General features: G+C 71.2%; 15 protein-coding genes and 1 pseudogene. 13 read left to right on the forward strand and 3 right to left on the reverse strand.

Features of this window, described 5'->3' with window-relative positions:
• Nucleotides 1-17 precede the first annotated feature (17 nt).
• The 10 genes from NF338_RS20280 (at nucleotide 18) to NF338_RS20325 (ending at nucleotide 9,324) form a co-directional block, all read left to right on the forward strand.
• Nucleotides 18-176, forward strand: a complete 159-nt coding sequence (locus NF338_RS20280; protein WP_264032398.1) for a hypothetical protein — start codon at nucleotides 18-20, stop codon at nucleotides 174-176.
• A gap of 452 nt (nucleotides 177-628) precedes the next feature.
• On the forward strand, nucleotides 629-1,660 hold the full coding sequence (locus NF338_RS20285; RefSeq protein WP_264032399.1) for a DUF4192 domain-containing protein: 1,032 nt from the start codon (nucleotides 629-631) through the stop codon (nucleotides 1,658-1,660).
• 203 nt (nucleotides 1,661-1,863) lie between these two features.
• Entirely contained in the window at nucleotides 1,864-2,931 is a 1,068-nt protein-coding gene (locus NF338_RS20290) for a hypothetical protein (protein ID WP_264032400.1), read from the forward strand.
• A 464-nt stretch (nucleotides 2,932-3,395) separates the two neighbouring features.
• The gene (locus NF338_RS20295) at nucleotides 3,396-4,808 is read left to right on the forward strand and encodes a ParB/RepB/Spo0J family partition protein (RefSeq protein WP_264032401.1); all 1,413 of its coding nucleotides are present in this window, start codon (nucleotides 3,396-3,398) and stop codon (nucleotides 4,806-4,808) included.
• Between the two features lie 937 nt (nucleotides 4,809-5,745).
• Entirely contained in the window at nucleotides 5,746-6,141 is a 396-nt protein-coding gene (locus NF338_RS20300) for a DUF6573 family protein (RefSeq protein WP_264032402.1), read from the forward strand.
• Between the two features lie 75 nt (nucleotides 6,142-6,216).
• Complete coding sequence (locus NF338_RS20305) at nucleotides 6,217-6,549, forward strand: hypothetical protein (protein ID WP_024841883.1); 333 nt, start codon at nucleotides 6,217-6,219, stop codon at nucleotides 6,547-6,549.
• Between the two features lie 152 nt (nucleotides 6,550-6,701).
• On the forward strand, nucleotides 6,702-7,001 hold the full coding sequence (locus NF338_RS20310; RefSeq protein WP_024841884.1) for a hypothetical protein: 300 nt from the start codon (nucleotides 6,702-6,704) through the stop codon (nucleotides 6,999-7,001).
• A gap of 80 nt (nucleotides 7,002-7,081) precedes the next feature.
• Nucleotides 7,082-8,023, forward strand: coding sequence for a DUF3560 domain-containing protein (locus tag NF338_RS20315; RefSeq protein WP_264032403.1), 942 nt, complete (start codon nucleotides 7,082-7,084; stop codon nucleotides 8,021-8,023).
• A gap of 204 nt (nucleotides 8,024-8,227) precedes the next feature.
• Nucleotides 8,228-8,938 (forward strand): hypothetical protein, encoded by a 711-nt coding sequence (locus NF338_RS20320; RefSeq protein WP_264032404.1) that lies wholly within the window; start codon nucleotides 8,228-8,230, stop codon nucleotides 8,936-8,938.
• On the forward strand, nucleotides 8,926-9,324 hold the full coding sequence (locus NF338_RS20325; RefSeq protein WP_264032405.1) for a DUF732 domain-containing protein: 399 nt from the start codon (nucleotides 8,926-8,928) through the stop codon (nucleotides 9,322-9,324). Before NF338_RS20320 ends, NF338_RS20325 begins: the two co-directional genes overlap by 13 nt.
• A gap of 28 nt (nucleotides 9,325-9,352) precedes the next feature.
• Here NF338_RS20325 and NF338_RS20330 read toward each other — a convergent pair whose 3' ends face one another.
• A complete protein-coding gene (locus NF338_RS20330; protein WP_264032406.1) occupies nucleotides 9,353-9,604 on the reverse strand; it encodes a hypothetical protein in 252 nt (83 codons plus the stop codon).
• Nucleotides 9,605-9,676: 72 nt separating this feature from the next.
• On the opposite strand from NF338_RS20330, the gene NF338_RS20335 reads away from it, so the two are divergent.
• Together NF338_RS20335 and nrdH are read left to right on the forward strand one after the other, a co-directional pair.
• On the forward strand, nucleotides 9,677-10,636 hold the full coding sequence (locus tag NF338_RS20335; RefSeq protein ID WP_264032408.1) for a hypothetical protein: 960 nt from the start codon (nucleotides 9,677-9,679) through the stop codon (nucleotides 10,634-10,636).
• Between the two features lie 332 nt (nucleotides 10,637-10,968).
• On the forward strand, nucleotides 10,969-11,241 hold the full coding sequence (gene nrdH, locus NF338_RS20340; protein WP_264032409.1) for a glutaredoxin-like protein NrdH: 273 nt from the start codon (nucleotides 10,969-10,971) through the stop codon (nucleotides 11,239-11,241).
• A gap of 75 nt (nucleotides 11,242-11,316) precedes the next feature.
• Here nrdH and NF338_RS20345 read toward each other — a convergent pair whose 3' ends face one another.
• Both NF338_RS20345 and NF338_RS21065 read right to left on the reverse strand, forming a co-directional pair.
• On the reverse strand, nucleotides 11,317-12,156 hold the full coding sequence (locus NF338_RS20345) for a LacI family DNA-binding transcriptional regulator (protein ID WP_412847377.1): 840 nt from the start codon (nucleotides 12,154-12,156) through the stop codon (nucleotides 11,317-11,319).
• Between the two features lie 57 nt (nucleotides 12,157-12,213).
• Nucleotides 12,214-12,447 (reverse strand): annotated as a pseudogene (locus tag NF338_RS21065) (LacI family DNA-binding transcriptional regulator); the annotation flags it as partial.
• Between the two features lie 263 nt (nucleotides 12,448-12,710).
• Between NF338_RS21065 and NF338_RS20350 the strand changes: the two are divergent.
• On the forward strand, nucleotides 12,711-14,030 hold the full coding sequence (locus NF338_RS20350; protein ID WP_264032410.1) for an ABC transporter substrate-binding protein: 1,320 nt from the start codon (nucleotides 12,711-12,713) through the stop codon (nucleotides 14,028-14,030).
• Nucleotides 14,031-14,050: the final 20 nt, after the last annotated feature.

Genomic DNA, 14,050 nt, shown 5'->3' on the forward strand with positions numbered 1-14,050 from the left:
GACCGAAGGAGCAGCGCATGACCATCGACCTCACACACCCCCACACGGTCACGGTGACGATGTCTCCGGCGCGTGACGTCGAAGGGAGCCTGCTCAGGCTCCTGGCAGATCGTCCGAGCGGGCTCGTCGTGGGAGACCTGATCTGGCCGAACGTCCCGGCCCCAGACCAGCTCTAGCGACCCTGCCCACCGCCCCGGTGATCCTCGGATGAGGGACACCGGGGCGGTGTCGTTCCCAGGTCCGGCCGGTGGCCGGTGGGGGAGCGGTGGGGCCGGCTGTGGTGGTCGAGCTCGCCGGGTGGGTGGTGCTCTCGGCCTTCGGCCGGGATCCGAGTCGTGGCCGCTGCGCGGCCGCGGTTGCCGCGCTGCGCGCGGTTTTCTTCCCCTCCTGGCTCTCCATCATCACCCGCGCACCCCGTGCCGCAACCCGCTCGCCTTCGGCGCCGGCCCGTCGTCGAAACCGGCCCGCGCGGACGAAAGGCGTGTCCGCGCAAACCGGCCCCGCCGTCGGGCCGGGCCGCGGGTTGCGGCCCGGGGGCCCCGCGCGGGTGGTGATTACGACGCCAGGAGGGGGCGAAAAACGGTCGGGACCACCGGCCACCCACCACCTGCGCAGGAAGGAGCCCTACGTGGCTCAGCAGCCCCAGATCCGTGCGCGTTCCATCGCCGACTTGCTCGCCTACATCCCCGCCCGCATCGGCTACGCGCCGACCGAGAGCCTGGTCGTCGTCGGGCGCCGGTCGACCACGGGACAGGTCGGACTGGTAGCCCGCGCCGACCTGTCCGACGTGACGCCCGAGACGGCCGACATGCTCGCCGTGCACATCGCGAACGACCGCGCCGCGTCGGCCGTGCTCGCCCTGTACACCGACGACCGGCAGGAGGCCGACCGCGCGCTCGCCAGCATGACCGAAGCGCTGCACGGGCAGGCCGTCGACGTGCAGGACGCCGTGCAGGTGAGCGCCGCCGGGTACGTCGACATGCACGCCCCGCTCGCCGTCGCCCGCCCCCTGGCGGACGTCACGGCGAGCGTCCTCGCCGCCGAGATGGTCGCCCTCGGCATCGCGCCCGTCCGTGACCGCGCCGGGCTGCTGCCCGCCGAGGCCACGCCCGAGGCGCAGGCCACGGCCCGGCGGGCAGCCGAGAAGCACGCCGCGAAGAGCGCCGACGAGCAGACCACGCACGCGCTCGCCACGTGGCGGCTCGCGCTCACGGGCCTGGTCGGCGGCCCCGGAATCTACGGCGAACTGGCACAGATGCTCACGCACACCAAGGTGCGCGACGCCGCGCTGCTGTCCATGGTCCCCGGGATCGACCCCGACACCGTGACCGAGACCGCCGCCGGAAACGCACCCGACGAGGCGACCGGGCGGGCGGTCGCGGCGATCGTTGACCCGAAGGTAGGCGAGCGCCCGGGCCACGCCGCAGACGCGGCCGCCGACCTCCTCGCCCAGATCGTCGCCCACGTGCCCACCAGCGCCCCCGCCTGGACCCTCTGGGGCCTGGTGGCCTGGTGGCACGGGCAGAGCCCGGCCGCGGGCGACGCGTTCGCCCGCGCGCTGCGCAGTGACGAGTCCTACCGGCTCGCGCTCCTGCTCAACACCGCCATCCAGGTCGGGGTGCCTCCCGCCTGGGTCGCGCGCGAACGCGACGCGCACTGACCGCCCGGCGCGCGGCCCGCGGGGGAGCCCCAGCGGGCCGCGCGCCATTTGCGCGTGGTGCTGCCCGTACCGGCCCATCGAGGGCCGGCAAGGGCACCGGGGAGCTGCCGCCCCCCGAACCCCCGCCTCCGCCACGGCTCACCGATCTCGTGCGACCCTCAGCTCTCCCGCCGCGTGTGGGTGCTCTCGAAGACAATCCAGGAGTGAGCAATCGGCCGGTGGTGCGGTTCGCAGTACGAGCGAGCGACGGTCGTCGCTCAGCGGAATGGCGACTGTGGACGGGGGACAAGAAGCCCACCGACGAGACCTATCTCGCGCCACGCTCTCTCGCCGGCGACTTCAAGGTCAGCCTGCACAAGAGCGGGTACTCGCAGCACGGACCCACATCCCGAGTGCGTGAGCGGGTCCGCCCAGGAGCTCGTCACGCCCTGGACCGCTGGGAATCCTCCGCGGAGGTAGCGCGAGGCATCAGACTGACCTACGCGCTTCGGTTCTACGAGAGAGAACTGCGGCACGCTGGCGAACTGTCAGCCAGCACGCTCTTTGTGCCCGCTAGCGTCGAGGACGGATCCACGGTCCTCGGCGTCTACATCACAGATCACGAGATCGGCGAAACCGAGTTGGAGCAGCTCGGGGAGATCTATGCCGTTCTTCCGCGCGCTAGCGAGGGGAAGGTAGTCCTCGCGGGCCTGCACTTCGCTGCCGACCCGGGGAAGTACGAAGCCGACCTCGTCGGGCTTCGCGACAGCGTCCTCGGGTTTGGATGGGACTGGGGCTCCACGCTGGACGAGCGGTTCGGCTGGATGCACGGAGATCACGAGAGCGGCGTCCACCTGGTCACGGAACTCTCCGCCGAGACCTTCACCGCAGCCGAAGAGGCGCGGCCCGCCCTCGCACACGAAGGCTTCAAGGCCATTGGGCACCTGGACGAACTACCCCCAGACCTTCAGCCCGCCGTGCCCGTCTGCGCAGTCCTAATAGTCCCGCCCCGCCACAGACCATCTCTCTTCTACGACAGTCGCGCACGGTGCGACTTCCAAGCCGTGACGTCCGAGGCGCTCGCCCTCGCGGAAGCGCTGCGCAAGGACGGACCCGATCCTCATTGGGAGCGCCTGCCCGACGGCAGCTACGTGTGTGCCCTAGTAACCGAACATCAAATCGGGCCAGGTCATCGTGACGCCGGACACGGCCAGGAACGACGCAAGACATCCGCCTTCGGCCCAGCGGTGGACATAGCGATCGGCAAACGCACCGGGCACCAAGAGCGCTGAATGCCCGTATCCCGGCGCCCTCACTCGAGGACGCCCGGGCGTCGTCGCGCCGATGATGGGCCGGTGGCCGGTGGCCGGTGGCCGGTGGCCGGTGGGGGAGTGGTGCGGCTGGCTGGCGTGGTCGAGCTCGCCGGGGTGGGTGGTGCTCCCGGCCGGTGGCCGGGACCCGGGTCGTGGCCGCTGCGCGGCCGCGGTTGCCGCGCTGCGCGCGGTTTTCTTCCCCTCCTGGCTCTCCATCATCACCCGCGCACCCCGTGCCGCAACCCGCTCGCCTTCGGCGCCGGCCCGTCGTCGAAACCGGCCCGCGCGGACGAAAGGCGTGTCCGCGCAAACCGGCCCCGCCGTCGGGCCGGGCCGCGGGTTGCGGCCCGGGGGCCCCGCGCGGGTGGTGATTACGACGCCAGGAGGGGGCGAAAAACGGTCGGGACCACCGGCCACCCACCACCTGCGCAGGAAGGGTCACCATGACCACCACCGCAGCAACGTCCACCGAGGTCGGGTCGGCACCAGCCCCTGAGAGCGTCGAGTTTGCCCACGTCGACCCCCGAACGCTCGTCGTCGGCGTCAACGTGCGCGCCGATGCGGACCTCACCCCCGCGTTCGTCGGCTCCATCAAGCAGCACGGCGTCTTGCAGGCCGTCCGCGCCCGCCGCGCCGAGGACGGAACCCTGGTCGTCCTCGAGGGGCAGCGCCGCACACTCGCCGCCGTGGAGGCTCAGCGGGACACGATCCCGGTACAGATCATCGATGGCACCGAGGACGAGGCCCGCCGCATCGTCGAGCAGTTGGCCGAGAACGACCACCGCAAGGACATGCGCGACAGCCACCGGACCGCCGCGTTCCAGCAGTTGTCGCTCATCGGGCTGAGCGCGGCGCAGATCGCCAAGCGCACCGGCACGGACAAGGGTGTCGTGGCCAGCGCGCTCACGGTCGCGGGGTCGAAGTTCGGTGCTGCCGTCCAGGCCAAGTACGACCTGCCCCTGGACGTCGCGGCCGCGATCACGGAGTTCGAGGACGACCCCGAGACCGTCAAGAGCCTGACTGCCGTCGCCGTCGAGGACCCGAACGGCTTCGCCCACGCGGCCCAGCGTGCCCGCGATGACCGCCAGCGCGCCGCCGAGGTCGCTGCGGCGCGCGACACGCTGGCCACGCAGAAGGTGACCGAGGTTCCCCGGCCCGCCTATGACGACGCCAAGATCAAGCGCCTGGACAGCCTCAAGCCCGCTGCCGACGACGCGAACGGCACCGACCTCACCGTGGACGCGCACGCCGAATGCCCCGGCCACGCGGCCTACATCTCGGCTCACTGGCAGCGTGTCGAGGTCGTCTACGTCTGCACGAACTGGCGCAAGCACGGCCACGGCGACCGGTACGGCACCGCGAGCACCCAGCGCACGGGGTCGATGAGCGAGGCGGAGAAGGCCGAGCGCCGCCGGGTGATCGAGAACAACAAGGCGTGGAAGTCTGCCGAGGTCGTCCGGCGGAAGTGGCTCGCGGAGTTCTCCCAGCGCAAGATCGCCCCCACCGGCGCGGCAGCGTTCATCGCCGCCCGGATCGCGATGAGCACCCACACCCTGGGGCACGGGGCCGACAAGGACCACGAACTGGCCGCGCAGTGGCTCGGGATCAAGCCCGCCACGAGCGCGTACCGGGGCCGCAGCCAGGGCATCGCTCAGGCCGCCGCGAAGGCCACGGCGGGCCGGGCGCAGCACATCGCGCTCGTGCTCTGCCTGGCCGCGTGCGAGACCGGGACCGGGGTCCAGTCCTGGCGGCACGAGGGCAGCCTGTCCGAGTACCTGGGTGCGCTGGAGTCCTGGGGCTACGCCCTCAGCGACGTCGAGAAGATCGCCCGAGGGAAGGCACCCAAGAAGAAGTAGCCAGCACGGCGCGCGGTTCGCAGGAAGTCCCTGCGGGCCGCGCGCCGTTTGCGCGTGGTGCTGCCCGTACCGGCCCATCGAGGGCCGGTACGGGCACCGGGGAGCTGCCGCCCCCCGGACCCCCGCCTCCGCTCGTCGACGTCGCGACGGCGCTCCTCGCCTGCTCTTCGCACCACGCCGTCTGTCACACGGCCCTCCGCTTTGCCCGTTGGTTGTGGGTGGGAGGCGTCACAGGCAGGCACGACCGGTCACCTTCCATCAGTGATCGCGCCAGATCGCCGGCGCGACGGACCGCACGACGACGAGGGGAACACCATGACGAACGACGCGGGACGTAGCTACCCACGCTGGGCGGCACCGAACCGGCCGGGCAAGACCCCTCCCGCCAACCAACCGGGCTCCCACCGGCCACCGGCCGAGCACGCCGACCGGCCGGCCGCGGCTCGCGCGGTGGCCAGTCGGCGAGTGGGCCGCGGTGGTTTCCACAGTGGCGCGCGTCGTCGTCGTTGTCGTCGAGCTCGTGATCAAGCACGACTGAGCCCGGGGCCGGCCGCCGGCCGGTGGGGGAGTGGTGGGGCTGGCTGTGGTGGTCGAGTCTCGCCGGAGTGGGTGGTGTTCCCGGCCGGTGGCCGGGACCCGAGTCGTGGCCGCTGCGCGGCCGCGGTTGCCGCGCTGCGCGCGGGTTTTCTTCCCCTCCTGGCTCTCCATCATCGCCCGCGCGACCCTGCGCGCAACCGACCTCGCTGCGCGTCCCGGACCGTCGAAACTCGTCGGCCTGCGGTCGCTGCGCTCCCTGAGCTCGGCCGACGAGCCCCGCCAGTCCGGGAGCGGTCGGTTGCACTCCGGGCCGCTTATCCGGGCGGTGATTACGACGCCAGGAGGGGGCGAAAAACGGTCGGGACCACCGGCCACCCGCCACCTGGCAGGAAGGGTCACCATGACCACCACCACCCCCACCGAAGGTGTGTTCGGCCCGCCGATCCACACGTACACCCGCGCCCAGGCCATGGCGGACGGCTTGCTCGTCGACGCCGGACCGCTGGCCAAGGAAGCAGGGTTCCGCTGGCCCGTCGCGCTCACCCAGGCGGCCCACGCCGAGGCCGTCGCGTGGAACCCCGAGCACGAAGCCGGGCAGGACGAGACCGGGCGACTGTGGGACGTGCTCTGGCTCGCCACGATCGCGGCTCGCGCTGGCCGCTCCCGGTTCACCGTGGCCCGAGTTCCCAACGCCCCGGGCCAGGTCGAGGCCCAGGACCTCGACCTGGTGCTTCACGTCGGCCCAGGTGACACCGCCGCACCGGTCGTGACGATCAGCCTCCCCGGCGAGGACTGACCTACACCCGCGGCGGGCCGACGACCGGCCCGCCGCGGACCACCAGAACCAGCCCGGCCCACGAAGGGAACCACCATGACGACCGAGCACCAGACCATGCGTCAGCGCGTGGTCGCGATCAACTGCCACCCTGCCCAGCTCGAGGGCGAGCAGCGCGCCGCCCTCGAGGAGCGCATCCGCCACCGCCTGACCGGCTACCCCGACCGGTACGTCACCGAGTACGCGAACGGAGACGCTGACTTCGCGCTCTGGCTCGCCCTGGTCGACCTCCGGCTCACGCGCCAAATCTGGCTCACCCACCGCGACATCGCGGACCGCCCCTGGCGCGAGGACTACGACGCCGGACGCGACCCCATCGACGCCGCCGACGAGGCAGCCGAGGACGAGGCCGGCCAGCTCTTCGACTGAGCCAACCAGCGGGCCGGGCGCCAACCACGCCCGGCCCGCCTTTCAACTGAGGTATACATTTACGCGCTTGAGATGTATACTTGAGTTGTTGGAAGGGCACACAACGGCCGGAGACCACCGGCCACCCGACACCAACGCGAAGGAGGGCCCCCGTGGCTCAGAACACCGCCGCCATCCCGTCTCTCGCCCGCGAGGCGTTCGACCGCAGCATCGAGCTCGCCAAGCAGCGCGCCGCGCGCACGGGCGAGAACCTGAACGACCTGCTCGACCGCATGGACCGCGCGGACCACCGGACGCTGTCCGCGACGAACATCCTCGCCAGCGGCGACCACGCCACCCGCGGCACGTGGAAGGGCCGTACGAACTTCGACGTCGTCGACGGGCTCCTGCGCCCCGTCAGCCCGGACCAGTGGTCCACCCGGCTCGGGCAGAGGGCCGCTCTGCGCGCGTGACGTGCCCCGGTGGGCCGGAGAGGGAAACCCCCGGCCCACCGGCTGGCCAACCACACCCCAGACGCGAGCAGGAGCGAACCATGCTGACCATTACCCACACCCGCGAGGCAGGAACCCTCATCGACGGCACCGAGCGCGGCGACGGCACCAACGTCGTCCTCAAGGCCCACCGCTGGCGCTGGAGCCGCAACCTCGGCACGTGGTACGTGCCGCAGTCGCGCGACCGCGCCGCCAAGGTGCGCACGATCGAGACGACCGCGGCCGCGCTGCGCGAGGCCGGCCACGACGTCGAGGTCACCATCGACGACACGGCCCGCCCGGCCGCCGTCGTCGAGGCCGACAAGATCGCCCGCCAGGCCGCCCGCGTCGACGCACTGGCAGCCAAGGCCGAGCGCAAGGCAGGCGCCGCCGCGGCCGCCTACGCGCGGCACGAGGCCGCCGTCGAGCGGCTGCCCGAGGGCGGGGAGCCGATCAAGATCGGCCACCACTCCGAGAAGCGCCACCGCCGCGACACCGAACGCGCCTGGTCCACGCTCGGAACCGCCGTCCACGCCCAACGCGACGCCGACGCCGCCCACCAGGCCGCAGCGACCGCCACGGCGACGACCGGCGCCCGATACAGCCCGGTGACCGTTGGAAACCGGATCGACCGGCTGGCCGCCCAGATCCGCAAGTACGAGCGCGAGCTGGTCGCGCCGGTCTACGACCCCGACACGGGATATCGGCCCGCGACCGAGCACGAGCAGGCGCGGCGCCGTCGTCGCCTCGAGCCGGCGATCGCCGAGGCCCGCGACAACCTCGCGCACTGGCAGGGCGTGCGCGCCCAGCAGATCGCGGACGGCACGGTCACCGACTACGGGCCGCACAACGTCGCCAAGGGTGACGCCGTGAAGATCAGCGGCGACTGGCGCCGCGTCGTCCGAGTCAACACCAAGACCGTGAGCGTCGAGACGGGCTACTCCTGGACCGACCGCGCGCCCTGGCACGAGGTCACCGACCACCAGCCCGCGACCGCAGCATGACCCCCGAGCCAGGGCGGGCCGCGCCCGGCCTGCCCTGGCCCAGCCCGTACCGACACGAGGAGACCCGCCATGACGACCGCCACCGCACCCCGAACCCGTAGGCTCACCCCTACCCGCCGCGCCGCCGTGGGGGACTTGCCGCCCCCCACACCCCCCGCCTCCGGCGCGGCTCACGACCGCCTGCAACCCCGAGGTGCCCCACCCATGACGACCCGCCGCGTCGACGCCCTGCCCGACGAGCACGCCGGCCCGATCCTCGACCTGCTGGACCGAGTGCGCGCCGCCGCGACGCCGCCTGCCGGCGATGGGGGAGCGTGGGCCGCGGCCGAGGCCGGACAGGTCCGCGTGCGCACCGGGTACAAGGCCGCGCGGCGGACCCTGTCCGCCGGCCAGTGCGCCGCGCACACCCTGCGCCTGCTCGCCCTGGCCCAACCCGAGCCCGAGCGCGAGCCGTGGACCGACGCCCTGGCCCACGCCGGCGAACCGATCGGCTCATGGGACTGGGACGTGCGCATGCAAGGCGCCCTCGACCTGCGCCGCACGTTCAAGGACCTGCCCGACCCGCTGCCGGAAAGCGTGCGCCCGGCCCGTCTCGTGGCCGCCTGGCTCACCCACGCCAGCGGCGTCGGGCTCGTGCCCGTCACGGCCCGCCTCGCCACGCACGTCCTCGAGCTCGAGCCCAGCGACGACCTCCTCGCCGCGGCCTGGTACGCCACCCACGGGGACCGGCTCCTGGCCGAGCTCACCGCCAACGGCACACCCACCAGCGGCGCCGCCGACGGCGACGAGGCACACCAGCGCGCGCTCCTGCGCACCGCCGTCCGCGGCATCTTCCGCGCCCAGCTGCACACGAAGGTCGACCTCTCCGCACGAGCGGGCATCACTCGCCGCACCCTCGATGCGTGGATCGCGTGACGGCTCGGGTCGCCCACGGTACCGCCGGGTACGGTGACGCGGTGCGATCCAAGGGCGCAGGAGCGCTGCTCGCGGCAGTGGTGGTCGGGCTGCTCGTCACTGGCTGCGGAACGAGCGAAGACGACGAACGCTTCCTCGCATTCGTGGACGAGGCTCTAGGCCAGAACTCAGACATCGAGCTCCCGCGAGACGACCTCCTCGCTGCAGGCCATGGCGTGTGCGCCAAGGTCAGCGACGACGATCTGGCGCTGTCTGAGGCGACCGATCATGTCGCCGAGACGCTGGACACCGATGACTTCACCGCTCAGGTGCTGGCCCTTGGCGCCGCGCAGGTCTACTGCCCGCAGAGGGTTCCGCGTGACCTGCTCTACCCGTCTGACTCCTGAACCCGAGCACGCTGGAAGCTGACTCTGGTCACCCCTGCCGACGCGGCCGCCCCGCGCCCCGGCGACGGTCCTCGATGCCCTCGAGCGATTCCGCGGTCCACACCGGCCCGCCGTTGAGCTCGCCGGCTGGAGCAGGTAGCCAGTCCACCCCGCGGTGCCGGGCCGTGCGCAACGACACCGGCGAGATGCCGAGCCGCTGAGCCAGGCGCGCGCTGTCGTACAGCCCGCGCGGCCCGGGGCCCGGATCACGCGGCCCGCCGGGCCCAGATTCCTTGCTCACCCGATCACGCTAACAGAACCGAAGCGTTCTGTTTCTGCTAAACTAGAACGCAAGCGTTTTGATATTGGAGGCATGATGAACCCCTCTCGTGGGCCCCTCGCTCTCGCTGGCTCGCTGGTTCGGCCCTCCCGGCCCACGCCTGAGCCGACGACGGCTCAGCAGGCCCCGGCCGAGACCTACGAGTCGTTCCCGCGCTGGCCTGTCGTCCTTCTCGCCGCCGGCGCCTTCGTCGCGATCTGGGGCGGCTGGGTCGACCTGGGCCAGATGTCCGGCTTCGGCCCGGTGAACCTGCTCCCCGGGATCATGGACCTCACCCTGAACCTTGCGATCACGCTGCCGCTGGGCATGGAGGTCTACGCCGCATTCGCCCTCGGCGTCTGGCTCACCCACCGCAACATCCGGCCCGCCGCGCGCTCGTTCGCCGGCTGGTCTGTTCTGGCCTCCCTCGTCATCGGTGCCGCAGGCCAGATCACCTACCACCTGCTCCACGCCGCGGGCATCGAGCGCGCTCCCTGGCAGGTCGTCGTCGGCGTCGCGTGCGTCCCCGTCGCCGTCATGGGCATGGGCGCCGCGCTCTCCCACCTGCTCGGCGTGCGCCGCCCCCGTCCGGTCGCCGTCGAGAGCGCCGGCCCGGTGGTCGCTCCGGCAGCTGCCGCGCCGCTTGTCGAGCCGGACGCGAGGCCCGACGAGGCCCCCTCGCCGACGCACGAGCCCGACGAGACGGCGCAGGTCGAGCCGGTCGCAGAGCCCGCCGAGGACGAGGCGGTCGTGGTCGAGCCGGTCAACACGAGCCGCGTAGCGCAGTCGAGCGCCGACCTGGACCCGCGGACCATGTCCGCCAACCAGCGCGACGCCCTGATTCTTCAGCTCGCACGCGAGGCGCGCTCCGAGCGGGACCTCGCACAGCGCGTGCCGTGGTCGCGGTCGACGGTGAACCGGGTCCTGCGCAAGCACGACGTCGTCCTGAACCAGCCCGCGGACCAGCCCCAGATGCAGTGGGCTACGGATCGCGGCGAGACGGCCGTGGCGTGAACCACGGTGCCCGGCGACGGAGCGCCGCGCACGATCTGGCGCAGCCCTGCGGGCCGCGGCTGACGGGCGTTCTGAGTCTTCGGTCCGTCCCTGGCTCCGAGTGTGGCCGGCCGTCCCCGGGCGCAAGTCGGCTCCGCTGCGCTCCGGCCCGCCCGCCCGCGAACTTCTCGGCTGCACTCGCTGCGCTCGTTGAGCCCGCCGAGAACTGCGCGACCAGGTGGGCATCCCGACTCGCTCGCGTTGCTCGCGCCCTGCGGGTGCGTCCTGGGACGGCTACCGGCCAAACGCTCCGCTTGCAGGGACGGTCCGAAAAACGACGTGGGGGAGGCATCATGGCCAGCCAGCAGGACAAGGTCACCGTGTACAGCAAGCCGGCGTGCGTGCAGTGCGACGCGACCTACCGGGCGCTCGACAAGAAGGGGATCGAGTACACCGTGGTCGACATCTCCGCCGACGTCGACGCGCTCGAGCGGGTGCGCGCGCTGGGGTACCTCCAGGCGCCGGTCGTCGTCGCCGGCGAGGAGTCGTGGAGCGGCTTCCGCCCCGACCAGATCACCGCCCTCGCGAACCGAGCGGTATTCAGTCTGGGTGCAAGCTCAAGGTGAACTATCCCTTACGTGTGGATCGGAGTATTTCCAGTCCTACCGCCGGTCGAGCTGGCGAGCGCTCTGGTGTATCGGTCAGTGCTTCGGCGGGTTTCGTGCCCTGGCGGTACTCCCGCGTACGACGAACTCCACTGAAGGGAGGTCGATGGGGTGAGCCTCGCGGCCCTCGACCGAAGCGATGAGCGTCTCGGCTGCTGCGGTGCCCCAGGCGACGACGTTCTGTCGGATCGTGGTGAGGGGTGGGACGATGTAGGGAGCGAGGGGGATGTCGTCGAACCCCACGACGGACAAGTCATCCGGGACCCGGATTCCGCGGTCGGTCGCGGCTGAGATTCCGGCGATCGCCATGAGGTCATTGCCGTAGACGATGGCGCTTGGTGGCCGCTGGAGGTCCAGTAGTTCGTGCGTAGCGCGGGTTCCGGAGCCTCCGGTGAAGTCCGCTGTGGCGATCGCACCGTCGGGGAGGCCGAGCTCTTCGAGTGCCTGGCTCCAAGCCTGCTTGCGCGCCTCGGTGTGTACGTAGCCCGCGGCACCCATGACGTGCCCGATCCGTCGGTGGCCGAGGGCGTACAAATGGTGCACGGCTCGGCGCACCCCGGACGCGTCGTCCATTCCTACGACAACTTCGCCCGCGTTGGTAGACGCGGAAGTCGGTGCCACCACGACAGACGAAAGACCCAGGTCAGCGAGGTGTCGAGGTCGTTCGTCTGCGACGCGGACGTCGGTCAGGAAGACGCCATCGACGCGCGACTCCCTGGCGAAACGCTCGTACGCGGCGCGCTCGGTGTGGGCGTCGCCGACGACCTGGAGGACCAGGGCGTAGTCGTGCGTCGACAGGCCGATCTCGACGCCGGCCAAGAACTGCGGGAAGAAGGGATCAGTGCTGAGCAACGCGGGTGCGCGTCGGATCACCAAGCCAACAGCCTGGGTACGACTGCGTGAGAGCGCACGAGCACGAGCGCTCGGCTGCCAGCCCAGGTCGTCCGCTGCACGCAGGATCCGATCCCTCGTGGAGGCGGAGACGCCTGGCCGGTTGTTGAACACGAACGAGACCAAGGTCTTGGAGACGCCTGCGCGGTCTGCTACGTCGCCGATCGTTGCACGCCGTCTTGTCGCAGTATTGGTCGGCGGTTCCGCATGTCCATCGCCACCGCGGGGAGTGCGTGTGCCCTGTTCGGATGCGTTCACGCTGCTAGCGTAGCGCACAGTTTAGATGCAGTTTAGACCCGGCCGGAAGGTTCGTAGGGACCGAGGTGCGCCCTCGAAGCCCGGGATGCAAAGAGCTCAGGTCGCGAACCCGGATCCGGTCGCAGCAGATGTCAGGACTTGACGCGTCTCGGACCAAACCGGTTTAATAATCAAGTCGATGTCGTGCAGGGAGCATCGAAGACCGACGAAGTTCGCCCGTTGTGGGCAGGCGGGCTCGAGAACCGAGCGGGCACGGATGCCCGGAACAGGAGTATGACGCGATGAGGCGTAGTGCACGGTTGACAGCGCTGGCGACGGCGGCCGCGGTGGTCCTGCCGCTCGCGGCGTGTGGATCTGGCGGTGACGGTGGAGACGGCGGTACTGGTGGTGCGGAGGGCAGCCTGTCCAGCGGGCCGATCGACATCTGGTACTCGACCAACGAGCAGGAGATCGCCTGGGGCGAGCAGGTCGTCGAGGCATGGAACGCCGAGCACCCCGACGAGAAGGTGAGCGCTCAGGCGATCCCCGCGGGGAGTTCGTCCGAGGACGTCATCGCCGCCTCGATCACGGCGGGGAACACGCCGTGCCTCGTGTTCAACACCGCCCCGGCGGCCGTGCCCGCATTCCAGAAGCAGGGCGGTCTGGTGAACCTGTCGACGACGTTCGACGACGCGGAGGACTACGTCACGGGTCGTTCGGGCGCCGCGGCGGACGGGTTCCGCAGCGCTGACGGGGACCTGTACCAGCTTCCCTGGAAGACGAACCCCTTCATGCTGTACTACAACAAGGACGTGTTCGCGGCCGCCGGCCTGGACGCCGAGGACCCGCAGCTCGAGACGTACGACGACGTGCTCGCGGCGGCGCAGGCGATCAAGGACGCCGGGGCGGCGGACTTCGCGATCTACCCGCCGGCGACCGCGGACTACACGAACGTCAACTTCGACTTCTACCCGTTCTTCCTCGCCAACTCCGGCGGTACGCAGTTCATCGAGGACGGGAAGGCGACGTTCACGAGCGACGAGGGCCTCGAGACCCTGGAGTTCTGGCAGACGCTCTACGCTGAGGGATTCTCGTCCGCGGAGGCGTACAGCGGGGACATGTGGGCCGGCCCCTTCGCCGACGGCGTCGCCGCGATGGGCGTCGCCGGCCCCTGGGGCAAGGCGCAGTTCGACGGCAAGGTCAACTACGGCGTCGTGCCGCTGCCCACGGCGGCTGGAATGACGGCCGATGAGACCTCGACGTTCGCGGACTCGAAGAACATCGGGCTGTACTCCTCGTGCAAGAACCAACAGACCGCGTGGGACTTCCTCAAGTTCGCGACGAACGACGAGAACGACCTGGCGCTGCTGGAGACCACGGGACAGTTCCCGACCCGCACCGACGTGCCCGAGCTCGCCGCTGACTTCCTGGCGGAGGACCCGTTCTTCGAGCCCTTCGCGTCCGCTGTTCCGCTCGCGGTGGACGTCCCGACGGTGGACGGCCTGGCCGAGAAGATGCAGATCTTCCGCGACGCGTGGAGCAATGTCGTCCAGTCCGGGACCGGCGACCTCGAGACGACGTTCGGCGAGGCCGCGACGACCATCGACGGCCTGTCGAGCTGACGAACGAAACAACGAGGCAG

The sequence above is a fragment of the Cellulosimicrobium sp. SH8 genome, assembly GCF_025818875.1.
Taxonomy (GTDB): Bacteria; Actinomycetota; Actinomycetes; order Actinomycetales; family Cellulomonadaceae; genus Cellulosimicrobium; species Cellulosimicrobium cellulans_D.